The organism is Bombilactobacillus sp. ESL1094 (genome assembly GCF_058107425.1).
The window spans coordinates 562,161-585,959 of sequence record NZ_JBYLUM010000001.1 but is presented as its reverse complement, the minus strand read 5'-3'; the positions used below and the strand labels follow the sequence as shown (position 1 = coordinate 585,959).

The following is a 23,799-nucleotide window of genomic DNA, read 5'->3' as shown; positions in this document are numbered from 1 at the left end:
TTTGTATATTGAAAAGTTCAGTAAGGGAGGTCACGTAATTAATGCTGTTTAAACCTATATGCTTTTAAGATGTTATGTTACTGAACAAGAGTTGCTATGGGCAAAAGCCACACTTTCAATAGTTTGGAGCTTTTGGTTCTAATTCTTAATCATTGTTCAAATGAGTGTTTGACGATAAACTAAAATTAATAATTTAATTCATTACGATGACTTTTCATTGGTACTCTTGTTAATCTGCGGTAAAATAGTCAAACAACGTAATGTTTTAAGAATATTCAATTGAAGTAAAAGAAAGAGAGATTGTTATGAGCGAATTATTTACTGATAGTGCCAAAACTGCTCTAAGTTTGGCACAAAAGATCGCAATGGCTTTTCGTCATCAAGCTGTAGGTACAGAACATTTACTCTATGGTTTAGTAGAACAGGGTTCTGGAGTTGCAGCTCAAACAATTACTGAAATGACAGTCACTTCTGAGGATATTAAAGACGAAATTGAAGCCCTCACAGGCTATGGCGATAATACGGATGAGCGCCAAGATCAGCTCTATCTACCGTATTCACCTAGAACGGGGCAAGTTCTAGAACAAGCTAGTCAACAAGCCAAATTGTTAGGTGCTAATCAAGTTGGAACCGGCCATCTTTTATTGGCTTTATTACATGATCAGACAATTTTATCTTCACGGATTTTAACTAGTTTGGGCTTAAGTATTGTTAAGACCAAGCGCTTATTATTAAAAAATATGGGCATTTCTGAACGAGTTGATCGGGCTAACCAAAAAAAGAGTATGAATGGTTCACAAAGTGCGACACCAACACTGGATTCTTTAGCCCGTGACTTAACTATTTCAGCCAAACAAAAACACTTAGATCCGGTCATTGGTCGAGACAAAGAAATTGAACGAATGATCCAGATTTTAAGCCGTCGCACCAAGAATAATCCAGTTTTAATTGGTGAACCAGGAGTCGGTAAAACGGCAATTGTTGAAGGTCTTGCTCAAAAAATTGTTAAGCAAGAGGTTCCGTTAGAGTTACTCAATAAACGGGTAATGATGTTGGATATGGGTTCACTAGTAGCTGGCACCAAGTATCGTGGTGAATTTGAAGATCGTCTGAAAAAGATAATTAATGAAATCAACCAAGATCAAAATGTTATTTTATTTGTTGATGAGTTGCATACTTTAATCGGTGCAGGCGGAGCTGAAGGGGCCATTGATGCCTCGAACATCTTAAAGCCACCACTATCACGCGGTGAGCTCCAAATGATTGGTGCCACTACTTTAGATGAATACCAAAAATATATTGAAAAAGATGCGGCTTTTGCTCGTCGATTTGCGAAGATTGTGGTGGAAGAACCAACTACCGAACAAACTTATGAGATTTTGAAAGGCTTGCGCCCAGAATATGAACAACATCACCATTTAAAAATTACCGATGCGGCTTTACAGGCTGCAGTTGATTTATCCAAACGTTATTTGACAGATCGTTTCTTGCCCGATAAAGCGATTGATTTAGTTGATGAGGCCGCTGCGCGGGTGCACATTAATCAGTCTGCACAGCAACAACCGCAAAAATGGCAGGCCCTGGAGCAAGAGTTGAGTAATGTGGGGATGCAAAAAGATCAGGCTATTGCCCAACAAGATTTTGAAAAAGCGGCAGTTTTACGGAAGCAGGAATTAAAACTGCAACAAGAACTTGCCGAAAGTGAACAAAGCAGCGCACAGCCAACAGATGATCAATCTCAAGTAACTAGTGATGATATTGCAACAATCATTTCGCAATGGACGAATGTTCCGGTAACGAAGATTACTCAACAAGAATCCAAACAATTACTACATTTAGAAGATGAATTACATCAACGGATTGTTGGTCAGGATGAAGCTGTGACAGCCATTGCCAAAGCTATTCGTCGTGCGCGTAGTGGCTTAAAAGATCCGAAACGCCCCATTGGTTCTTTCATGTTTTTAGGACCTACTGGCGTTGGGAAAACTGAGCTAGCCAAAGCTTTAGCACAAAGTGTTTTTGGCAGCGAAGACGAAATTATTCGTATTGATATGTCTGAGTATATGGAAAAATTTAGTACTTCACGCTTAGTAGGAGCAGCTCCTGGTTATGTGGGCTACGATGAAGGCGGACAACTAACTGAACAAGTTCGCAATCATCCCTATTCTGTGATTTTATTAGATGAGATTGAAAAAGCTCATCGTGATGTGTTTAATTTATTACTCCAAGTTTTGGATGATGGTTTTTTGACAGACTCTAAGGGTCGCAGAGTTGATTTTCGCAATACGATCATTATTATGACTTCTAATTTAGGCGTTGATAGCCTCAATGAAGAACATAATGTGGGCTTTAACCAAACGACAGCTCACGATTATCAGACCATGAAGAATCATATTTTAGCGGCAACCAAGGAGTTTTTCCGGCCTGAATTTTTAAATCGAATTGATGAAATCTTGATTTTCCATGAGTTGACTAAAACTGATTTACAAGCAGTGGTCAAGATTTTGACGAAAGATTTAGTTCAGCGTTTGACACAACGGCAAATCAAATTGACGATTACAACGCGAGCTTTAAATTGGTTAGTGGAGAAAGGCTTCAATCCCCAAATGGGTGCAAGGCCGTTACGCCGGACGATTCAAAGCCAAGTCGAAGATCAAATTAGTGATTTATTATTGTCGCGGCAATTAGTTGCAGGTGATCGTTTGTCGGTAGGGGTAGCTAAGGGTCAGTTATCATTTAACATTCGTCATGCTCAAAAAGTTCAAGTCTAGAACTTGACACTTAGGTGAATTTGTTTTATCCTAATTATAATTAATTAGCGTGGTGCAGTGGGCGTATTCCCTCGAAATCTTGTCCGAGCCGGAATTATAAAAAAGCAAAAATAGTTTGAACTATTTTTGGTTTTTTTTTGCTTTCGAATTGTTAAATGCTAATTTGTAATGAAATTGTAATATTTGACTGGTAATTTATTTGATTTGAAAGGGTGAATAGTTTGACGCAAGACACAGTACGTTACCACAATGTCAATTATGGAAAACACCGGACGCGGCGGAGTTATGCGCGGATTAAGGAAGTTTTACCATTACCAAATTTAATTGACATTCAAACTAATTCTTATAATTGGTTCTTGGATGAAGGTTTAAAAGAAATGTTCCAAGATATTATGCCAATTAATGATTTTGCAGGAACATTATCTTTGGATTATGTTGGTTATAAACTATTAAAGCCTAAATATACGGTTGAAGAAGCACGTGATCATGATGCCAACTATTCTGCACCACTACACGTTACTTTGCGTTTGACTAATCATGACACAGGCGAAATCAAGACCCAAGATGTTTTCTTTGGTGATTTTCCCTTAATGACTGAGCAAGGAACTTTTATCATTAATGGTGCCGAACGGGTAATTGTTTCCCAATTAGTACGTTCACCGGGCGTTTATTACACTGCCGAAGCTGACAAAAACGGTCGCATGATTTATGGCACAACGGTGATTCCCAATCGGGGAGCTTGGTTAGAATTCGATAACGATGCGAAAAATATTAGTTATGTTCGAATTGATCGAACACGAAAATTACCGATTACTGAATTGATTCGGGCCATTGGTTTTGGTTCTGATCAAGAAATTACGGAAATTTTTGGCAGTAACAGTGATTCCTTGAACTTATCTTTAGAAAAAGATGTCCACAAGGATACCAGTGATTCGCGGGTTGCCGAAGCTCTAAAAGATATTTATGAACGGTTACGCCCTGGTGAACCTAAGACTGCTGAAAGTTCACGGTCCTTATTGTACGCGCGCTTCTTTGATCCAAAGCGTTACGATACAGCGCCAGTGGGACGTTATAAGGTAAACAAAAAATTAAATTTAAAAACACGTTTGTTAGGTTTAACACTCGCCGAAACTTTAGCCGATCCAGAAACTGGTGAAGTTATCTTAGCTAAAGATACCAAAATTGACCGGGAAGCGATGAGCAAATTAGCTCCATATCTCAAAAATCCTGACTTTAAGGCGGTTACTTTCCAACCAGCTGATGAAGGAATTTTGGGCGATCCAGTTAAATTACAGATTATTAAAGTCTATTCACAAACTGATGAAGATCGGATTGTCAATATCATTGGCAATGGTAATATTGATGAAAAAATCAAGCATATTACCCCAGCTGATATTTTAGCTGAAATTAATTACTTCTTGAATTTACAAGAGGGCATTGGCACCACTGATGATATTGACCACTTGGGTAACCGGCGGATTCGGTCTGTTGGTGAATTGTTGCAAAACCAATTTCGTTTAGGTTTATCCCGGATGGAACGGGTTGTTCGGGAACGGATGTCCATTCAAGACACAGCAACTGTAACGCCGCAGCAATTGATTAATATTCGGCCTGTGGTAGCAGCTATTAAGGAATTCTTTGGTTCTTCACAATTGTCCCAGTTCATGGATCAAAACAATCCTTTGGGTGAATTGACGCATAAGAGACGTTTATCAGCTTTAGGACCTGGTGGTTTAACTCGTGATCGAGCTGGATATGCCGTTCGGGACGTGCACTATACGCATTATGGACGGATGTGTCCGATTGAAACACCTGAAGGACCGAACATTGGCTTGATCAATAACTTGGCCACTTATGGGGTTGTTAATAAGTATGGTTTTATTGAAACTCCTTACCGTCGTGTTTCTTGGGATACGCATAAAGTTACTGATAAGATTGACTATTTGACTGCCGATGAAGAAGATAACTATGTGGTGGCCCAGGCTAACACGCCTTTGAATGATGATGGTTCATTTGCTGAAGAACGGATTTTGGCCCGGCATAAAGATGATAATATTGAAACGACCGCCGATAAAGTCGATTATATGGATGTTTCACCGCGTCAAGTTGTGTCGGTAGCGACTTCTTGTATTCCATTCTTGGAAAACGATGACTCCAACCGGGCGTTGATGGGTGCTAACATGCAACGGCAGGCGGTTCCATTATTAAAGCCACATTCTCCATTGGTGGGAACCAGTATGGAATATGTCGCTGCCCATGACTCGGGAACAGCTTTATTAGCCCATCATGCCGGAGTAGTGCAATATGTTGATGCTAAAATTGTCAAGGTTAAACGTGACAATGAAGATGTTATTGACACCTATCATTTGATGAAATATCGGCGTTCTAATGCGGGTAAATGTTACAATCAACGGCCAATTGTGGAAAAGGGCAACCATGTTGATAAGAGTGAAATTATTGCCGATGGTCCAGCAATGCAAGAGGGGGAATTGGCTTTAGGTCAAAATCCACTAATTGCTTTTATGACTTGGAACATGTACAACTACGAAGATGCGGTTGTTTTATCTGAACGTTTGGTCAAAGATGACGTTTATACCTCAATTCATATTGAAGAATATGAATCAGAATCTCGGGATACCAAATTAGGACCAGAGGAAATTACACGCGAAATTCCAAATGTTGGTGAAGATGCGTTAAAAGATTTGGATGAAACTGGAATTGTCCGGATTGGAGCCGAAGTTCGTGATGGTGATATCTTAGTTGGTAAGGTGACACCAAAAGGTATGACTGAATTATCAGCTGAAGAACGTTTACTGCACGCCATTTTTGGTGAAAAAGCTCGTGAAGTACGTGATACTTCCTTACGGGTGCCTCATGGTGGCGGTGGAATTGTGCAAGACGTGAAAGTCTTTACTCGCGAAGCCGGCGATGAATTAAGCCCTGGTGTTAATACGATGGTTCGGGTTTATATTGCTCAAAAGCGGAAGATTCAAGTGGGTGATAAGATGGCCGGACGTCATGGTAACAAAGGAACAGTTTCCATTGTGGTTCCTGAAGAAGATATGCCATATATGCCAGATGGTACCCCAATTGATATTTTGTTAAATCCTATGGGTGTTCCTTCCCGTATGAATATTGGGCAGGTTTTGGAATTACACTTAGGTATGGCTGCTCGGAATTTAGGTATTCACGTGGCTACTCCTGTATTTGATGGGGCCAGTGATGATGATTTGTGGGAAGCTGTTAAAGAAGCTAATATGGCTTCTGACGCTAAGACTATTTTGTACGATGGCCGGACAGGTGAACCCTTCCATAACCGGGTAGCTGTCGGGGTTATGTATTATATGAAATTAGCGCATATGGTTGATGATAAAATCCATGCGCGTTCCATTGGACCTTACTCATTAGTTACGCAACAGCCATTAGGTGGTAAAGCACAATTTGGTGGTCAGCGTTTTGGTGAAATGGAAGTTTGGGCCTTAGAAGCTTATGGTGCAGCTTATACCTTACAAGAAATTTTGACTTATAAGTCTGACGATGTAACTGGTCGGGTCAACACCTATGAAGCTATTGTTAAAGGTGAGACAATTCCTAAACCTGGGGTTCCAGAATCCTTCAGAGTTTTAATTAAAGAATTGGAATCATTGGGCTTAGATATGAAGATTCTAGATCATGAACATCAAGAAATTGGTTTACGTGATATGGATGAAGATACTACGTCTAAGAGTGTTGATGCTTTATCCAAATTAGCACAAGAGCAGGAACAAAAGAAACTGCAAGAAATGGCTGATAAGAATAAAGAACAAGAAGCACAATTACAACCTAATTTAGATAATTTAATGGATAAAATTAATAGTTTAAACGCGGATGATGGCGATACAACTGATAAATAATAGGAGGTTGCCAATTGATAGACGTCAATAAGTTTGAAAGTATGCAAATTGGTCTGGCTTCACCAGATAAGATTAGAAGTTGGTCTTACGGCGAAGTTAAGAAGCCAGAAACTATCAATTATCGGACTTTAAAACCAGAACGTGATGGTTTGTTCGATGAACGAATTTTTGGACCCACCAAGGATTGGGAATGTGCTTGTGGTAAATATAAGCGCATCCGTTATAAAGGAATTGTTTGCGACCGCTGTGGTGTGGAAGTAACGCGCTCAAAAGTTCGTCGTGAACGGATGGGGCATATTGAATTAGCAGCTCCTGTAACGCATATTTGGTATTTTAAAGGAATTCCGAGTCGGATGGGCTTAGTGTTAGATATGAGTCCTAGAGCATTGGAAGAAATTATTTATTTTGCCGCATATGTTGTTATCAAGTCCGGTGATACTGATCTGGAAGATAAGCAATTATTAACCGAAACTGAGTATCGTAAAAAACGGGAGCAGTATGGTAAAGCTTTCGATGCCAAAATGGGTGCCGAGGGTATTAAAGAGTTATTACAGGCCGTAGATTTAGATAAAGAAGTTGCCGGTTTGAAAGAACTCTTAAAAACTGCTACTGGTCAAAAGCGGACGCGGGCAATTCGGCGCTTAGATATTTTAAATGCTTTTCGGGATTCCGGTAATCGTCCCGAATGGATGGTTATGGACTGTATCCCAGTTATTCCGCCAGATTTACGGCCAATGGTGCAATTAGAAGGTGGGCGTTTTGCCACATCTGATTTGAACGATTTATATCGGCGGGTCATTAATCGTAATAATCGTTTGAAGCGGTTATTAGATTTAAATGCGCCAAATATCATTGTGCAAAATGAAAAACGGATGTTACAAGAAGCAGTCGATGCTTTGATTGATAACGGCCGACGGGGTCGTCCAGTAACCGGCCCAGGAAATCGACCATTAAAATCCTTATCGCATATGCTTAAAGGTAAGCAGGGACGTTTCCGTCAAAACTTATTAGGTAAACGTGTTGATTATTCTGGGCGTTCGGTTATTGATGTTGGACCAACGTTGAAGTTTTATCAATGTGGTTTGCCACGGGAAATGGCCTTGGAATTATTTAAGCCATTTGTCATGCACGAATTGGTTGAACGGGAATTAGCTTCCAATATTAAAAATGCTAAACGCAAAATTGAACGGCAAGATGATGTGGTTTGGGACGTCCTCGAAGATGTGATTAAAGAACGTCCAGTGTTGTTAAACCGGGCACCAACTTTACACCGGTTAGGTATTCAAGCTTTTGAGCCCGTCTTAGTTGATGGTAAGTCCATTCGATTGCATCCATTGGCTTGTGAAGCTTATAATGCCGATTTTGATGGCGATCAGATGGCTGTTCACGTTCCTTTATCTGATGAAGCACAAGCAGAAGCGCGGATGTTAATGTTAGCTGCTCACCATATTTTAGCTCCGAAAGATGGTAAACCAATCGTTACTCCTTCACAGGACGTTGTGTTGGGTAACTATTATCTAACGCTAGAAGAACGTGGTCGTGAAGGCGAAGGCATGATCTTTAAAGACATGGACGAAGTGGAGATGGCCTTTCAAAATGGGGTCGTTCATTGGCATACAAGAATTGGTTTGTCAACTAAGTCTTTGACTAATTTTGCCTTCAAAGAAGATCAAAAAGATCGGATTATGATAACTAGTGTTGGTAAAGTGATTTTTAATCGGATTTTACCAGAAGGAATGCCATATATTAATGAACCAACTGCGGCTAACTTAACTGATGGCGTTGCTGATCAATACTTCTTAAATGAAGGTGAAGATATTCACCAACGCTTAACGGATATGCCGTTAATTGATCCATTTAAAAAAGGTTATTTAAGTGATATCATTGCACAAGTCTTTAAGATTTATAAAGTTCAACGCACTTCCGAATTGCTAGATGATATGAAAGAATTGGGTTATACGATCTGTACTTTATCTGGTTTAACCGTTGGGGTTTCTGACGTACCACAATTGTCTGATAAGCAAGATATTGTTAATGAAGCACATAAACAAGTAGCTACTGTAGCTAAGCAATTCCGGCGTGGTTTAATTACTGATGAAGAACGGCATAATCGGGTTATTAGCATTTGGAATGATGCTAAAGACGAGATTCAACAACAATTGGTTGATAGTTTTGATCCGAAGAACCCAATTTCCATGATGTCTGATTCTGGAGCCCGGGGTAATATTTCTAACTTTACGCAGTTAGCAGGAATGCGGGGCTTAATGGCCGCTCCTAACGGCGGAATGATGGAAGTTCCTGTTACTTCGAACTTCCGTGAAGGCTTATCTGTTTTGGAAATGTTTATGTCCACTCACGGTGCCCGGAAGGGTATGACTGATACGGCTTTGAAGACGGCTAACTCTGGTTACTTGACTAGACGTTTGGTTGATGTTGCCCAAGACGTGATTGTCAGAGAAGAAGATTGTGGTACTGATCGGGGCTTAGAGGTCTCGGCCATTACTGAAGGTAATGAAATTATTGAACCTTTGGCCGATCGTTTATTAGGTCGTTACACGCAAAAGGAAATTTTAGATCCCGCAACTGGTGAAGAATTAGTTGGACGTAACGTTTTATTGGATGAAGAATTAACCAAGTTAGTTTTGGATGCTGGTGTAACCAAAGTAACGATTCGTTCTGCTTTCACCTGCAACACATTGCATGGTGTTTGCCAAAAATGTTACGGTCGCAACTTGGCAACTGGTGAAGAAGTTGAAGTTGGTGAAGCTGTCGGGGTTGTTGCTGCACAATCCATCGGTGAACCCGGTACCCAGTTAACCATGAGAAACTTCCATACCGGTGGTGTTGCTGGTGGCGAAGATATTACGCAAGGATTGCCGCGGGTTGAAGAAATTTTTGAAGCCCGGAATCCTAAAGGTCTAGCTTATATTTCTGAAGTTGATGGGACAGTTACTGCTATTGATGAAAATCCTGCAGAACATACTCGTGAAATCACTGTTGAAGGTAAAATTGATAACCGCACCTACAGTGTTCCTTACACAGCGAGTGTTGCTGTGAGTGAAGGCGATGTGATTCAGCGGGGTGATAAATTAACTTCTGGTTCAATTGATCCTAAGCAATTAATTAAAGTTACTGATGTCCAAACTACCGAAAACTATTTGCTATCTGAAGTGCAAAAAGTTTATCGGATGCAAGGTGTTGATATCAGTGATAAGCATATTGAAGTTATGGTCCGTAAGATGCTACGTAAGATCCGGGTCTTAGATCCTGGAGATACTGAAGTCTTACCGGGTTCCTTATTAGATATTGGTGACTTTACTGACACGAATACCGATGCTTTAATTAAGGGTAAATTGCCAGCAACTGGTTCGCCAGTCTTATTAGGAATTACCAAAGCTTCATTAGAAACCAATAGTTTCTTGTCAGCCGCTTCCTTCCAGGAAACTACGAGAGTTCTAACTGATGCCTCGATTCGTGGTAAGAGCGATCCATTGGTCGGCTTAAAAGAAAATGTCATGATTGGTAAGATTATTCCAGCTGGTACCGGTATGGCTAAGTATCGGCACATGCAACCACAAAAGGTGGGCGCAGTGTTAGGCGATACCACTGATCATACTAACTTATCCGATATTGAAGCTGAAATGAATCGTGATTAATGTAAAGAAAAAACCTTACGAAATTTTTCGTAAGGTTTTTTTGCTGGCGTTAATTTGCCAAGTTCATGGAACTAGTGCATATAAATGAAAGCTGAAATTAAATATAAAATAATAATATGCGCTGGATAGAAAATATAAAAGAAGTACTTCATTCCGGGCCCTTTTTGATTGTTATAAAATAGAATAGGAATAATCGCCAGAACCATCAACCATTGATCCATTCGTAATAAAGCGTAAATCAGGGCGACTAAAGCAATAATGAGACATTGGATTTTGCGATTGTCTTTAAAAAGATAAAGTAAAGGAATCAGCAAAACCATAAAATTATTTTCGGCTAATAACAAAGCTGGTAAGAGACTAGTACCAATGACCATTAATGGTACAGGAGCTTTAGTTAACGGTAAAATTAATAATGAAGCAACAAAAGGTAAGCTAAATAATAAGAGACCAATAATAATATTTTTGCCACGTTGTTGTTGGCGCGCCTTTTGAAAATAATCAATAGCTAACATAAAAATAGTACCGATGAATAAGTCTCGAAAAATGTTATTTGATAAAACGACTTTGTCATATTTAACCCAGTGTTCTACACCAAAGGTTAATAGGGACATACAGACCATACTGAAATATAAGCGCCACATATAATTCTTTTTGCTATGTGTGTAACTAAAACCAATAACACAAGTAAAAAAGAAAATCGTCGCTACGGGGCGACCAAACCAGTCTAACCAATTGGGAGCGCCAAATGGCAAAAACATTTGATGAATGTGGTCAACGACCATGAGAATAATACCTAAAATTTTTAAATCAAAAGTGGTTAACCCTTTTTTAAAATTAGTTAGTTTGAGATTCATGGGAATCCTCCTGCTATATTTAACATCGAATAAGAATTATAACTTTTGGGTTATACAATTGCAACTGTCCATTAATTCAATTATGCCAATCTTAGTTAAAATCGTGCTATTCTTAGTTAATAATAAAAAGGAGGTTTTCAATTATGGAAGAAACTGCAATTTTTGCGGGCGGTTGTTTTTGGTGCATGGTTAAACCATTTGATACAATGCCGGGCATTAAACAAGTCATTTCTGGTTATACTGGTGGTCACGTCCCCAATCCGACGTATGAACAAGTGGCCAGTCACCAAACTGGTCATACTGAAGCAGTCAAAATTGTATTTGATCCAGCAATTATTTCTTATCAAGATTTAGTTAATATTTACTGGCAGCAAACGGATCCTACAGATGCAATGGGTCAATTTCAAGACCGCGGAGACAACTATCGACCGGTTATTTTTGTGAAAGATGAACAACAACGAAAGATTGCTGAAGCCTCAAAACAAAGTTTGATTCAAAGTGGCCATTTTGATCGACCAATTGTGACCAAAATTGAACCGGCACAAACTTTTTATCCGGCGGAAGACTATCATCAAGCTTTTTATAAAAAAAATCCTGCACGTTATCAATTAGAAGAAGCTGGTGGGCGAGAACAGTTTTTAAAGGAGCATTGGTCAAAATAAAAAGCGTAAAATGAAAGCTATGAGAATAAACGGAATAAAGGGCATTAAAACTCGACGATGTTGTTTATGATATAAAATCAAAAATCCAATTAATGCTAATCCGCATGCAATGAGGACGATTTGTAATGTTATCTGATTAGGAGTTAAAAGGCTCATTAAAATCAGTATTTCGCAATCGCCTAAACCGAAGCGTGGACGACAACAGAAATAAAAACCAATTATAAATAAACTAAAAAGTCCAATGAAAATCAATTGGTGCCAGTTGGGGAAGTTGAAGATAATGCAAGCGAGATAAGCAGGAACTAAAGTTACTGGCCAAATACTCAAAAAGATGTAATCGGTCATGGCACTTAGAGCGATAGTTAAGCCAACTAAGATTAATAAATAAGAATTGACAGTATGTTGCAAGCTAGCCTCTAGCCCAATAACTAGTCCAATTACTTCAATCCAAAAAATGCCCGGATAGATTCTGCGGTGGCAATAGGCACAACGACCACGTAGTAATAGGTAGCTGATAATAGGAATTTCATGATACCACTTCAGTGGTTTGGCACAGACGTCACAACGGGAACGTCCGCGGACAATGGAATATCCTAATGGTAAACGTAAGGCAACTAAGCCACAGAAAGATGCCAGACAGATACTCAAGCATAATTTAAAAATAATCATATTTTCACCTCAATTCACACTACGTAAATTGCGGTGATTTTTTTGAATAAAGTGTAAAAAAATTGGATACCAGAGTGTAAATGTTAAGATCGTAGAGAGATTAATTTTTTGACGGTCGTTAGCAATTGGCGTGGAATTTAATTTGACATTAAGTTGATTCAATGCTACCATGATAGTTGTGCTTTTTAGAGGTTTAGTGTGCCATAATTAGCTTAGTAAACCACACGTGTGGTCTTTTTATTTAATCAAAAAAGAACCACCTGGATGTGTGTACTTAAAATTTTAAGGAGGAACTTTTAATGCCAACAATTAACCAATTGGTACGTAAAGGTCGTAAATCAAGAACTTCAAAGTCTGATTCTCCAGCTTTGAACTTCGGCTATAACAGTATGAAGAAAATTGCTACTGATAATCCTGCTCCACAAAAACGGGGAGTTGCAACTCGTGTCGGTACTATGACACCAAAGAAACCAAACTCTGCTTTACGTAAATATGCTCGTGTTCGTTTATCAAACTTAATCGAAGTTACTGCTTATATTCCAGGAATTGGTCATAATTTGCAGGAACATAGTGTTGTTTTGATTCGTGGCGGCCGTGTGAAAGATTTACCTGGTGTTCGTTACCATATTGTTCGTGGTGCGTTAGATACTGCTGGTGTTGATGGTCGGATGCAAGGCCGTTCCAAGTATGGCGCAAAGAAGCCTAAAAAATAAGCAATCAAAATTCTAAGAGATCTATTTAGGAGGATTTCCAATGCCAAGAAAAGGTACAGTTGCAAAGCGCGATGTTTTGCCAGATCCAATTTATAATTCAAAGCTTGTTACTCGTTTAATTAATCACTTAATGATCGATGGTAAACGTGGTAAAGCTTCAACTATTTTGTATGATGCATTTGATATTATTAAAGATAAAACTGGTAACGATCCAGTTGAAGTTTTTAACGAAGCAATGAAAAATGTTATGCCAGTTTTGGAAGTTAAAGCTCGCCGGATTGGTGGTTCTAACTATCAAGTTCCGATCGAAGTACGTCCAGAACGGCGGACAACTTTAGGCTTACGTTGGATTGTTAGCTACGCACGTTTACGTGGTGAACACACAATGGATGAACGTTTAGCTCAAGAAATTATGGATGCTGCTAACAATACTGGTGCAGCTGTCAAAAGACGTGAAGATACTCATAAGATGGCTGATGCCAACCGGGCTTTTGCACATTATCGTTGGTAATTTAAAACCGATTTATTGAGAGGAGTACTAGTCTTATGGCTAATAAACGTGAATTTCCTTTAGAGAAAACACGTAATATCGGGATCATGGCACATATTGATGCCGGTAAAACAACAACAACAGAACGGATCCTTTATTACACTGGTAAAATTCATAAAATTGGTGAAACTCATGATGGAGCTTCCCAAATGGACTGGATGGAACAAGAACAGGAACGTGGTATTACTATTACTTCAGCTGCGACAACTGCTCAATGGAAGGATCATCGGATTAACATTATCGATACCCCAGGACACGTGGACTTCACGATTGAAGTTGAACGTTCTTTACGTGTGTTAGATGGTGCAATTACAGTTTTGGATGGTCAATCTGGTGTTGAACCACAAACAGAAAATGTTTGGCGTCAAGCTACCACTTACCATGTTCCTAGAATCGTTTTTGTTAACAAAATGGATAAATTAGGAGCCGATTTCGATTATTCTGTTCAAACGATCAAAGATCGTTTGGATGCTAAACCATTAGCAATTCAAATGCCAATTGGGGCCGAGGATGCTTTTGAAGGTGTTATTGACTTAATCGAAATGAAAGCTGATCTTTATGACGAAGATGAATTAGGTTCTAAATGGGATACCATTGATGTTCCTGATGAATATAAAGAAGAAGCTGAAAAGCGTCGGGCACAAATGATTGAAGAATTAGCTGATGTTGATGATGAAATCATGGAGAAATACCTTGACGGTGCTGAAATCAGTAATGATGAAATTCGGACAGCTATTCGTAAAGCTACTATTGACTTGGAATTGTTCCCTGTTTTAGCTGGTTCTGCCTTTAAGAATAAAGGTGTGCAAATGTTGATGGATGCCGTGGTTGATTATTTGCCATCACCATTGGATGTTCGTCCATATAATGCCAAAGATCCAGAAACTGGTGATGATGTTGAATTAGTAGCTGATGATACTAAGCCATTTGCTGGTTTAGCTTTCAAGATTGCTACGGACCCATTTGTTGGTCGTTTAACTTACTTGCGGGTTTATACTGGTACTTTGGAAGCTGGTTCTTATGTCTTGAATGCTACCAAAGATAAGCGGGAACGTGTTGGTCGTTTATTACAGATGCATTCTAATCACCGAATGGAAATTCCAGAAGTGTTCTCTGGCGATATTGCTGCCGCAATTGGCTTGAAGAATACGACAACTGGTGATTCTTTGACTGATCCTGATCATCCTTTGATTTTGGAATCAATGGAAATTCCTGATCCTGTGATCCAAGTTTCTATTGAACCGAAGTCTAAAGAAGACCGTGATAAATTAGATGTTGCTATTCAAAAATTAGCTGAAGAAGATCCAACTTTCCGTGCTGAAACGAATCCGGAAACTGGTGAAACTTTAATCGCTGGTATGGGTGAATTGCACTTGGATATCATGGTTGATCGGATGCGGCGTGAATTCAAGGTTGATGCTCAAGTTGGTGAACCGCAAGTTGCCTATCGTGAAACCTTCACGAAACAAGCCTCTGCTGAAGGTAAGTTTGTTCGTCAGTCTGGTGGTAAAGGTCAATACGGTGATGTCTGGATTGAATTTACACCAAATGAAGAAGGCAAAGGCTTTGAATTTGAAGATGCTATTGTTGGTGGGGTTGTTCCACGTGAATACATTCCATCAGTTGAAGATGGTTTGAAAGATTCAATGGCTAATGGTGTCTTAGCTGGTTATCCTTTGATTGATATTAAAGCTAAGTTATACGATGGTTCTTACCATGAAGTCGATTCTTCTGAAGCTGCCTTTAAAGTTGCTGCTTCAATGGCCTTGCATAATGCAGTGAAGAATGCTGGTGCCGTAATCTTGGAACCAATCATGAAAGTTGAAATTGTAACTCCAGAAGATTACTTAGGTGATGTTATGGGACAAGTTACAGCTCGTCGTGGTCGGATCGAAGGTATGGAAGAACGTGGTAATGCGCAATTGATTAATGCATTTGTGCCATTATCTGAAATGTTTGGTTATGCTACTACTTTGCGTTCTGCAACTCAAGGACGTGGTACTTTCACGATGACTTTTGATCATTATGAAAAGACTCCAAAGAGTATTCAAGAAGATATTATTAAGAAAAATGGCGGTAACGCTGGTTAATTGCTGAATCAAAAAAAGCTGGGAATTTTCCCAGCTTTTTTTGTGTTCAGTAAAGAAATGATTAACTTATGAAACAATAGTGGCGCCTAAACTGTTTTTAAAATGATCTAGGGCCCAAGTCTGTCCTTGTGGATTAAAAGTGGCTACGCCATTTTCATGGATCACGAGTTGATAATCCCGGTTATAAGCATCCATAGCTGTGTGTAAAACACAGATATCGGTGCAGACACCAGTTAAATGAAGCGTATCAATTTTCCGCTCCCGTAAAAAATTATCTAAATTAGTATTAGCAAAAGCGGAATAACGATTCTTAGCAAAATTATAAACTAAGGAGTTAGTTTGGTTTTGTTTGTACCAAGTTTGTAATTGTCCATAAAATTCGCGCCCCCAGGTATTCGCTAAATTATGTGGGGGAAATAGTTTCGTTTCAGGATGATAGGGATCATTTTTTTGATGGAGATCGGTTGGTAAAATAACCCACTTCTTCTCATCTAGAAATTGATTAGCTAAATCAACAATAGCTGATTCCAATTGCTGAGCTGGTTTGCCCGCAGTTAGCGCGCCTTGATCAGCCACAAAGTCATTTGTATAGTCAATAATTAATAGTGCTTCGTTAGACATTTTGCTTACTTCCTTTCCTCTTGATTTTAGCATAATCAATTTCAAATATAGCTAATAAAATGCAACTAAATCCTTGAAATTAGGCATTCATCAGTGTAATATAGTAAGAGTGCTGATTCAAGGGATAATTATGCTTAAAACTTGGATTGGTGGCTACGGCATTGATGTGAGAGGTTGCGACACGCCCGGACGCTTTGCCACGGCCGGGCTATCGGTAATTTTCACAGAGCCGGTGTCTGAAAGATACAAAAAGGAGGGAAATCCATGGCAAGTCAAAAGATTCGTATTCGTCTTAAAGCTTATGAACATCGGATTATCGATCAATCAGCTGATAAGATTGTTGAAACCGCAAAGAGAACTGGTGCACAAATTTCTGGCCCAATTCCTTTACCAACAGAACGTACAGTATATACGGTTATTCGTTCACCACATAAGTTTAAAGACTCACGTGAACAATTCGAAATGCGCACACACAAGCGCTTAATCGATATTGTTAACCCATCACCGAAGACAGTTGATTCTTTAATGAAGCTTGATCTTCCAAGTGGTGTCTATATCGAAATTAAATTATAATTTTATCTTTAAAAAATAAATCAATTAATGGAGGTGTAATCATGACCAGAAAAGGAATTCTTGGTAAAAAAGTCGGAATGACTCAGCTTTTTACTGATAAAGGCGAATTAATTCCAGTAACAGTTATTCAAGCAACACCGAATGTTGTTATGCAACTTAAGACCAATGAAAATGATGGTTATGAAGCTGTTCAATTAGGCTTAGAAGACCGGCGTGAAATTTTAAGTAACAAACCGCAACAAGGCCATGCTAAAAAAGCCAACACAACTCCCAAGCATTATATCCGTGAATTTCGCGATGTAAATTTGGATGATTACAAAGTTGGCGATGAAGTTAAAGTTGACACATTTGTTAGTGGCGATGTGATTGATGTTACTGGTATTACTAAGGGACATGGTTTCCAAGGAAATATCAAACGTTTTGGTCAATCACGTGGACCAGAAACCCACGGTTCTCGGTATCACCGAATCCCTGGTTCAATGGGTTCAATCATTAATCGCGTCTTTAAGGGTAAGATGTTACCTGGACGGATGGGCGGTAACCAAGTTACAACACAAAATTTGGTAATTGCCAAAGTAGATGTTGAGAATAACTTATTAATGATCAAAGGTAACGTTCCTGGTGCTAATAAATCATTAGTTAAGATTCAATCAACTATTAAGGGAATTAAAGGCCAAAAGAATATTGGTGCTTTGATTTCTGATGAAGAAGCTACTTCTAACGAAGAATAATTGGAAAGGAAAGGAGGAAACTATTAATGGCACAAATTGATGTCTTTAAACAAACAGGCTCTAAAAATGGTTCTACAGATATTAAAGATGAAGTCTTTGGTATTGAACCTAATAATCATGTTTTAGCTGATGCTGTTATCATGCAACAAGCATCATTACGTCAAGGAAATCATGCCGTCAAGAACCGTTCTGCAGTTCGTGGTGGTGGTCGTAAACCTTGGCGTCAAAAAGGAACAGGCCGTGCTCGTCAAGGCTCTATCCGTTCCCCACAATGGCGTGGTGGTGGTGTTGTCTTTGGACCAACACCAAGATCATATGCTTATAAGTTGCCACGTAAAGTTGCACGTTTGGCAATTAAGTCGGCACTTTCACAAAAGGTTGCTGACCAAGAAATGATCGTTGTGGATTCTTTGAACTTTACTAAACCAAGTACCAAAGAATTTAAGAAAACTTTAGATCAATTAAATGCTCAAGGTCGGACATTAGTGATTGTTGAATCTGACAATGAAAATGCGATCTTATCTGCACGTAACATTGATAAAGTTAAAGTAATCAAGGCTGATGGAATTAACGTTTTGGATGTTTTAAATAACAACCAAATTGTTGTGACGCAATCAGCTTTATCAACAATTGAGGAGGCACTTGGATAATGGCAGCACAAGATATCATTTTACGTCCTGTAATTACAGAATCTTCCATGGCTGATATGGACGACAAAAAGTACGTTTTTGATGTTGCAGTTACTGCTAACAAAATTCAAGTACGTCAAGCCATTGAAGAAATCTTTGATGTAAAAGTTGCTCAAGTGAACATTATGAATGTAAAACCCAAGAAGAAACGCGTTGGTCGTTATCTTGGTAAAACTAATCGTCGGCGGAAAGCCATTGTTAAGTTGACTGCTGATTCTAAAGAAATTAAAATTTTTGAAAACAAGTAAAATAGGAGGTAATGAGCATGGGTATTATTAAATACAAACCGACAACTAATGGTCGCCGGAACATGACTGGCTCTGATTTTGCTGAAATCACGAAGACGAAGCCAGAAAAGACTTTATTAGAATCTCAAAGTCATACTGCTGGTCGTAACTCATACGGTCAAATTACCGTTCGTCATCGTGGCGGTGGTCATAAGCAAAAGTACCGTATTATTGACTTTAAACGGACCAAAGATGATGTAACAGCAACTGTTAAGGCTATTGAATACGATCCAAATCGTTCTGCCAACATTGCTTTATTACATTATGATGATGGTGTTAAATCCTATATTTTGGCACCTAAAGGTTTGGAAGTTGGTCAAAAGTTACAATCTGGTGCACAAGCTGATATCAAAGTTGGTAATGCACTACCATTAGCTAACATCCCAGTTGGTACAGTTATTCATAACATTGAATTAAAGCCTGGTAAGGGTGGACAATTAGTTCGTTCTGCAGGAACTTCAGCTCAAGTTTTGGGTCGTGATGGTAAATATACCTTAATTCGTTTAGCTTCTGGTGAAGTGCGGATGATCCTTTCTGCATGTCGGGCAACAATCGGGGCTGTTGGTAATGAACAACACGAATTGATTAATATCGGTAAAGCCGGTCGTAAACGTTGGATGGGTATTCGCCCAACAGTTCGTGGTTCTGTTATGAACCCTAACGATCACCCTCATGGTGGTGGTGAAGGTAAGGCTCCCGTTGGACATCCATCTCCTCTTTCTCCTTGGGGTAAGAAAACTCTTGGTAAGAAGACACGTTCTAAACGTGCACAATCTGAGAAGTTTATTGTACGTCACCGTAAGAATAAGAGAAAATAATTTAGTTTGATCACGATAACGTTAAGGGAGGTTGTCTAATGAGCCGTAGTTTAAAAAAAGGACCATTTGCGGATGCTCACTTGTTAAAAAAAGTTGAAGCTCAAGCAGATCAAGAAAAGAAGTCTGTTATTAAGACTTGGTCACGTCGTTCTACTATTTTTCCTAGTTTTGTAGGATATACAATCGCTGTTTACAATGGAAGAAAGCACGTCCCAGTTTATATTTCTGAAGACATGGTTGGTCATAAGCTTGGTGAATTCGTACCAACACGGACATTCCATGGTCATAGCAAAGATGACAAGAAAACTGGCGCATAGAAAGGAGAGGTTATACGATGGCAGAAGAACAAATTACTACTGCAACGGCAACCGCTAAAACAGTTCGCATCGCTCCAAGAAAAGCGCGCTTGGTTGTAGAGTTGATTAAAGGTAAAAGTGCTGCTGAAGCTTTGGCAATTTTACAATTCACTCCACGTGCAGGTTCACCAATTGTGGCTAAAGTATTAAAATCCGCAATTGCTAATGCTGAACATAACTATGATTTGGATGCTCAAAACTTAGTTGTTAGTGAAGCTTATGTAAATGAAGGACCAACTTTGAAACGATTCCGTCCACGGGCTAAAGGTTCCGCATCTCCAATTAACAAGCGGACTAGCCATATCACGGTTGTTGTTTCTGAAGTCGAATAATCCAATAAGGAGGAAAAAACGTGGGTCAAAAGATTAATCCAATTGGATTCCGTGTTGGTGTTATCCGTGACTGGGATTCAAGATGGTATGCTGATAAAAAAGACTTTTCTAAATACTTGCTTGAAGATTTAAAAATTCGTAAGTTTATTGAAAAGAAGTTAGCTAGTGCTTCAGTTTCACGTATTGAAATTGAACGTGCAGCAAAGAAAATCAATGTTTCCATTCATACTGCAAAACCAGGTATGGTTATTGGTAAAGGTGGATCCGAAGTTGAAAAACTTCGTAAAGAATTAAATGCTTTAACAGGCAAAAATATTCACATTAACATTGTGGAAATCAAAAAGCCTGATTTGGATGCCAAATTAGTTGGTGAAAGTATTGCTCGCCAATTGGAAGCACGTATTGCTTTTCGTCGGGCACAACGCCAAGCTACACAACGGACTCGTCGTGCTGGTGCTAAAGGTATCAAAACTCAAATTTCTGGTCGGTTAAATGGTGCTGATATGTCACGGACAGAATGGCATACAGAAGGAACTGTTCCTTTGCATACTTTACGAGCTGATATTGATTATGCTTGGGTTGAAGCATCAACCACCTATGGTAATTTGGGTGTTAAAACTTGGATTTATCGTGGCGAAATTTTACCAGATAAGCCAAGAACGAATAATCGTACTGATCATAATGGAGCGAAAGGAGGAAACTAATCGATGTTAGTACCTAAGCGTGTAAAACACCGTCGTGAATTTCGTGGTAAAATGCGTGGTGCTGCTAAAGGCGGTCGTGAGGTAACTTTTGGTGAATATGGCTTACAAGCCTTAGAATCACATTGGATTACTAACCGTCAAATTGAAGCAGCCCGTATTGCGATGACTCGTTACATGAAACGTGGCGGTAAAGTTTGGATTAAGATCTTCCCTCATAAATCATACACTGCAAAAGGTGTTGGTGTCCGGATGGGATCTGGTAAAGGTGCACCGGCTGGCTGGGTAGCAGTAGTAAAACGTGAAAAGATCATGTTTGAAATCGGTGGTGTTTCCGAAGAAGTTGCTCGTGAAGCTTTGCGGCTTGCATCTAACAAACTCCCAATTAAAACTAAGTTTGTTAAGCGTGAGGAAGTAGGTGGCGAATCTGATGAAAACTAGTGAAATTAGACAATTAACCACTGCGCAAATGCATGATAAAGAAAAGCAATATAAAGAAGAACTATTTAATTTGCATTTTCAACAAGCAACTGGTCAATTAGAAAACACAGCACGTCTTAAGCAAGTGCGTAAAAATATTGCACGGATTAAGACAGTGTTACGTCAACAAGAATTAGAAGACAAGTAGGAAGGAGTGGAATTAATTGAGCGAAACAGAAAATTCTCGTAACCATCGTAAAGTTTATCAAGGACGTGTAGTTTCTGATAAAATGGATAAAACAATTACTGTCGTTGTGGAAACTTACAAAACTCACCCAGTCTATGGCAAACGATTTAGATATTCTAAGAAATTCTATGCCCAAGACGACAATAATGAAGCAAAAGTTGGCGACGTTGTTCGTATCATGGAAACTCGTCCCTTGTCACGGTTGAAACGTTTCCGTTTATTAAACGTTGTAGAAAAAGCTGTTAAAATTTAATTTGATATTGAGATAAGTCCATGAGAGGAGGATCCTAATTTGATTCAACAAGAAACGCGGTTACGTGTTGCTGATAACTCTGGTGCACGTGAATTGTTAACTATTAAAGTGTTAGGCGGCTCTGGTCGCAAAGTTGCCGGTGTTGGTGACGTCATTGTTGCAACTGTTAAACAAGCAACACCAGGTGGCGTTGTCAAAAAAGGTGACGTAGTGAAGGCTGTTATTGTTCGAACAGTATCTAGTTCTCATCGTCCAGACGGTTCTTACATCAGTTTTGATGAAAATGCTGCTGTTATTATTAACGCTGATAAGACCCCTAAGGGAACTCGTATTTTTGGACCAGTTGCACGTGAGTTACGTGATAACAACTTTATGAAGATCGTTTCATTAGCTCCCGAAGTTTTGTAAAATCTGGAATTCATAAGGAGGTGCTTGACCAGTGTTTGTAAAAACCGGCGATAATGTCAAAGTCATTGCGGGAAAAGATAAAGGTAAGACTGGTACAGTCATTAAGGCTTTTCCTAAGACCAATAAGGTAACTGTTAAGGGAATCAATATGGTAAAGAAACATCAAAAACCATCTCAAACAGAACCTAACGGTGGAATCAAAGACGTTGAAGCTCCGCTTGATGCATCAAATGTTAAAGTTGTGACAGCAGCTCAAGAACCTGCTAAAAAGTCCGACAAAAAGAAAGATAAATAATTAAGGAAGGAGGATTTTGTCTAAGATGGAAAATGCTTTGCATAAAAAATATGTTGAAGAAATTACTCCTAGTTTAGTAAAGAAATTTAATTACAGTTCTGTTATGCAAGTCCCAAAGATTGATAAGATTGTCTTAAACATGGGTGTTGGTGACGCTGTTTCTAATTCTAAAAACTTGGATAATGCAGTTGAAGAATTAAGCTTAATTTCTGGACAAAAACCTTTAATTACTAAAGCTAAAAAATCCATTGCTGGTTTTCGTTTACGTGAAGGCATGGCAATTGGAGCTAAAGTTACTTTACGTGGTGAAAGAATGTACGACTTTTTAGATAAGTTGATTAATATTTCATTACCACGTGTGCGTGATTTCCATGGTATCAACGGTCGTTCATTTGACGGTCGTGGAAATTATACCTTAGGAATTAAGGAACAATTAATTTTCCCAGAAATTGACTATGATAAAGTTAGCAAAGTCCGCGGATTAGACGTTGTAATTGTTACAACAGCTCAATCTGATGAAGAAGCTAAAGAGTTATTAACGCAAATTGGAATGCCATTTGCAAAGTAGTAAATTAGGAGGTCAAACTATTGGCTAAGAAGTCACAAATTGTTCGGAATCATCGTCCAGCAAAGTTTTCATCACAAGCTTATACACGTTGCGAACGCTGTGGTCGTCCACATTCTGTATATCGTAAATTTAAGCTCTGCCGTATTTGCCTTCGTGAATTAGCTCATGATGGACAAATTCCAGGTATGCGTAAAGCTAGTTGGTAAAAAAATAAAACTTAGGAGGTCAGCACATGTCTATGACAGATCCAATTGCGGATTACTTAACACGGATTCGTAATGCGAACATGGTTCGTCATGCTTCAGTAGAAGTACCAGCTTCTAATATGAAGAAAAGTATTTCTGAAATTCTTAAACGTGAAGGTTTTATTCGCGATTATGAAGTAATTGATGATCATAAACAAGGTATTATCAAGGTTTACTTGAAATATAGTAAAGATAATGAACGCGTCATTACTGGCTTGAAGAAGATTTCAAAGCCAGGTTTACGTAGCTACGTTAAAGCTGATGCAGTTCCCAAGGTTCTTAATGGTTTAGGTATAGCTATTCTTTCAACATCTGAAGGAGTTATCACAGACAAAGAAGCTCGGGCTAAAGACATCGGCGGCGAAGTTATTGCCTACGTTTGGTAAAATCAATAACA

26 protein-coding genes are annotated in these 23,799 nt (G+C 39.0%); 23 read left to right on the top strand and 3 right to left on the bottom strand.

Annotation, left to right across the window (positions count from 1 at the left end; translation table 11 throughout):
* Positions 1–305: 305 nt before the first annotated feature.
* From AC3B5S_RS03100 to rpoC, 3 genes are all read left to right on the top strand, one after another.
* Positions 306–2,771, top strand: a complete 2,466-nt coding sequence (locus tag AC3B5S_RS03100) for an ATP-dependent Clp protease ATP-binding subunit (protein ID WP_489790054.1) — start codon at positions 306–308, stop codon at positions 2,769–2,771.
* Between the two features lie 221 nt (positions 2,772–2,992).
* Complete coding sequence (rpoB, locus tag AC3B5S_RS03095; RefSeq protein WP_489790053.1) at positions 2,993–6,664, top strand: DNA-directed RNA polymerase subunit beta; 3,672 nt, start codon at positions 2,993–2,995, stop codon at positions 6,662–6,664.
* 14 nt (positions 6,665–6,678) lie between these two features.
* Complete coding sequence (rpoC, locus tag AC3B5S_RS03090; protein ID WP_489774758.1) at positions 6,679–10,320, top strand: DNA-directed RNA polymerase subunit beta'; 3,642 nt, start codon at positions 6,679–6,681, stop codon at positions 10,318–10,320.
* 71 nt (positions 10,321–10,391) lie between these two features.
* Here the strand turns inward: rpoC and AC3B5S_RS03085 are convergent, their stop codons facing one another.
* Positions 10,392–11,174, bottom strand: coding sequence for a TraX family protein (locus AC3B5S_RS03085; protein WP_489774759.1), 783 nt, complete (start codon positions 11,172–11,174; stop codon positions 10,392–10,394).
* A gap of 143 nt (positions 11,175–11,317) precedes the next feature.
* Here AC3B5S_RS03085 and msrA point away from each other — a divergent pair, with 143 nt between their 5' ends.
* The gene (msrA, locus tag AC3B5S_RS03080) at positions 11,318–11,836 is read left to right on the top strand and encodes a peptide-methionine (S)-S-oxide reductase MsrA (RefSeq protein WP_489757137.1); all 519 of its coding nucleotides are present in this window, start codon (positions 11,318–11,320) and stop codon (positions 11,834–11,836) included.
* Here msrA and AC3B5S_RS03075 read toward each other — a convergent pair.
* A complete protein-coding gene (locus AC3B5S_RS03075; RefSeq protein ID WP_489774760.1) occupies positions 11,828–12,505 on the bottom strand; it encodes a prepilin peptidase in 678 nt (225 codons plus the stop codon). The genes msrA and AC3B5S_RS03075 overlap by 9 nt on opposite strands.
* Positions 12,506–12,804: 299 nt before the next feature.
* On the opposite strand from AC3B5S_RS03075, the gene rpsL reads away from it, so the two are divergent.
* From rpsL to fusA, 3 genes are read left to right on the top strand one after another with little or no spacing between them, the layout of a single operon-like run.
* Positions 12,805–13,218, top strand: coding sequence for a 30S ribosomal protein S12 (gene rpsL / locus AC3B5S_RS03070; RefSeq protein WP_489755262.1), 414 nt, complete (start codon positions 12,805–12,807; stop codon positions 13,216–13,218).
* Between the two features lie 40 nt (positions 13,219–13,258).
* Positions 13,259–13,729 (top strand): 30S ribosomal protein S7, encoded by a 471-nt coding sequence (rpsG, locus tag AC3B5S_RS03065; RefSeq protein ID WP_489757139.1) that lies wholly within the window; start codon positions 13,259–13,261, stop codon positions 13,727–13,729.
* 35 nt (positions 13,730–13,764) lie between these two features.
* Entirely contained in the window at positions 13,765–15,858 is a 2,094-nt protein-coding gene (gene fusA, locus AC3B5S_RS03060; RefSeq protein WP_489757140.1) for an elongation factor G, read from the top strand.
* 66 nt (positions 15,859–15,924) lie between these two features.
* Here fusA and AC3B5S_RS03055 read toward each other — a convergent pair whose 3' ends face one another.
* On the bottom strand, positions 15,925–16,479 hold the full coding sequence (locus AC3B5S_RS03055; RefSeq protein ID WP_489757141.1) for a cysteine hydrolase family protein: 555 nt from the start codon (positions 16,477–16,479) through the stop codon (positions 15,925–15,927).
* A 264-nt stretch (positions 16,480–16,743) separates the two neighbouring features.
* Here AC3B5S_RS03055 and rpsJ point away from each other — a divergent pair, with 264 nt between their 5' ends.
* Genes rpsJ through rpsH form a run of 16 tightly spaced genes read left to right on the top strand, consistent with a single transcriptional unit; the run spans position 16,744 to position 23,788 of the window.
* On the top strand, positions 16,744–17,052 hold the full coding sequence (gene rpsJ / locus AC3B5S_RS03050; protein WP_489757142.1) for a 30S ribosomal protein S10: 309 nt from the start codon (positions 16,744–16,746) through the stop codon (positions 17,050–17,052).
* A 41-nt stretch (positions 17,053–17,093) separates the two neighbouring features.
* Positions 17,094–17,783 carry a 50S ribosomal protein L3 gene (gene rplC / locus AC3B5S_RS03045; RefSeq protein ID WP_489757143.1) on the top strand — a complete coding sequence of 230 codons (690 nt, stop codon included), beginning with the start codon at positions 17,094–17,096 and terminating at the stop codon, positions 17,781–17,783.
* 26 nt (positions 17,784–17,809) lie between these two features.
* On the top strand, positions 17,810–18,433 hold the full coding sequence (rplD, locus tag AC3B5S_RS03040) for a 50S ribosomal protein L4 (RefSeq protein ID WP_489757144.1): 624 nt from the start codon (positions 17,810–17,812) through the stop codon (positions 18,431–18,433).
* A complete protein-coding gene (gene rplW / locus AC3B5S_RS03035) occupies positions 18,433–18,720 on the top strand; it encodes a 50S ribosomal protein L23 (RefSeq protein ID WP_489757145.1) in 288 nt (95 codons plus the stop codon). The genes rplD and rplW overlap by 1 nt, the downstream gene beginning before the upstream one ends.
* Positions 18,721–18,737: 17 nt before the next feature.
* Positions 18,738–19,577: a 50S ribosomal protein L2 gene (rplB, locus tag AC3B5S_RS03030; RefSeq protein ID WP_489757146.1), complete on the top strand. Its 840-nt coding sequence runs from the start codon at positions 18,738–18,740 to the stop codon at positions 19,575–19,577.
* A gap of 38 nt (positions 19,578–19,615) precedes the next feature.
* Positions 19,616–19,894: a 30S ribosomal protein S19 gene (gene rpsS, locus AC3B5S_RS03025; protein ID WP_489755271.1), complete on the top strand. Its 279-nt coding sequence runs from the start codon at positions 19,616–19,618 to the stop codon at positions 19,892–19,894.
* Between the two features lie 17 nt (positions 19,895–19,911).
* Positions 19,912–20,265 (top strand): 50S ribosomal protein L22, encoded by a 354-nt coding sequence (gene rplV, locus AC3B5S_RS03020; protein ID WP_489757147.1) that lies wholly within the window; start codon positions 19,912–19,914, stop codon positions 20,263–20,265.
* Between the two features lie 20 nt (positions 20,266–20,285).
* Positions 20,286–20,969, top strand: a complete 684-nt coding sequence (gene rpsC, locus AC3B5S_RS03015) for a 30S ribosomal protein S3 (protein ID WP_489757148.1) — start codon at positions 20,286–20,288, stop codon at positions 20,967–20,969.
* A 3-nt stretch (positions 20,970–20,972) separates the two neighbouring features.
* Positions 20,973–21,407, top strand: a complete 435-nt coding sequence (gene rplP, locus AC3B5S_RS03010) for a 50S ribosomal protein L16 (protein ID WP_489757149.1) — start codon at positions 20,973–20,975, stop codon at positions 21,405–21,407.
* Complete coding sequence (gene rpmC / locus AC3B5S_RS03005) at positions 21,397–21,594, top strand: 50S ribosomal protein L29 (RefSeq protein ID WP_249514631.1); 198 nt, start codon at positions 21,397–21,399, stop codon at positions 21,592–21,594. The genes rplP and rpmC overlap by 11 nt, the downstream gene beginning before the upstream one ends.
* A 16-nt stretch (positions 21,595–21,610) precedes the next feature.
* Positions 21,611–21,886, top strand: a complete 276-nt coding sequence (rpsQ, locus tag AC3B5S_RS03000; protein WP_489757150.1) for a 30S ribosomal protein S17 — start codon at positions 21,611–21,613, stop codon at positions 21,884–21,886.
* A gap of 39 nt (positions 21,887–21,925) precedes the next feature.
* Positions 21,926–22,294, top strand: coding sequence for a 50S ribosomal protein L14 (gene rplN, locus AC3B5S_RS02995; protein ID WP_489755276.1), 369 nt, complete (start codon positions 21,926–21,928; stop codon positions 22,292–22,294).
* A gap of 31 nt (positions 22,295–22,325) precedes the next feature.
* Positions 22,326–22,589 (top strand): 50S ribosomal protein L24, encoded by a 264-nt coding sequence (gene rplX / locus AC3B5S_RS02990; RefSeq protein ID WP_489757151.1) that lies wholly within the window; start codon positions 22,326–22,328, stop codon positions 22,587–22,589.
* Positions 22,590–22,614: 25 nt separating this feature from the next.
* Positions 22,615–23,157 carry a 50S ribosomal protein L5 gene (rplE, locus tag AC3B5S_RS02985; protein ID WP_489757705.1) on the top strand — a complete coding sequence of 181 codons (543 nt, stop codon included), beginning with the start codon at positions 22,615–22,617 and terminating at the stop codon, positions 23,155–23,157.
* 20 nt (positions 23,158–23,177) lie between these two features.
* Positions 23,178–23,363 (top strand): type Z 30S ribosomal protein S14, encoded by a 186-nt coding sequence (locus AC3B5S_RS02980; RefSeq protein ID WP_489755279.1) that lies wholly within the window; start codon positions 23,178–23,180, stop codon positions 23,361–23,363.
* 26 nt (positions 23,364–23,389) lie between these two features.
* Positions 23,390–23,788 carry a 30S ribosomal protein S8 gene (gene rpsH, locus AC3B5S_RS02975; RefSeq protein WP_489755280.1) on the top strand — a complete coding sequence of 133 codons (399 nt, stop codon included), beginning with the start codon at positions 23,390–23,392 and terminating at the stop codon, positions 23,786–23,788.
* Positions 23,789–23,799: the final 11 nt, after the last annotated feature.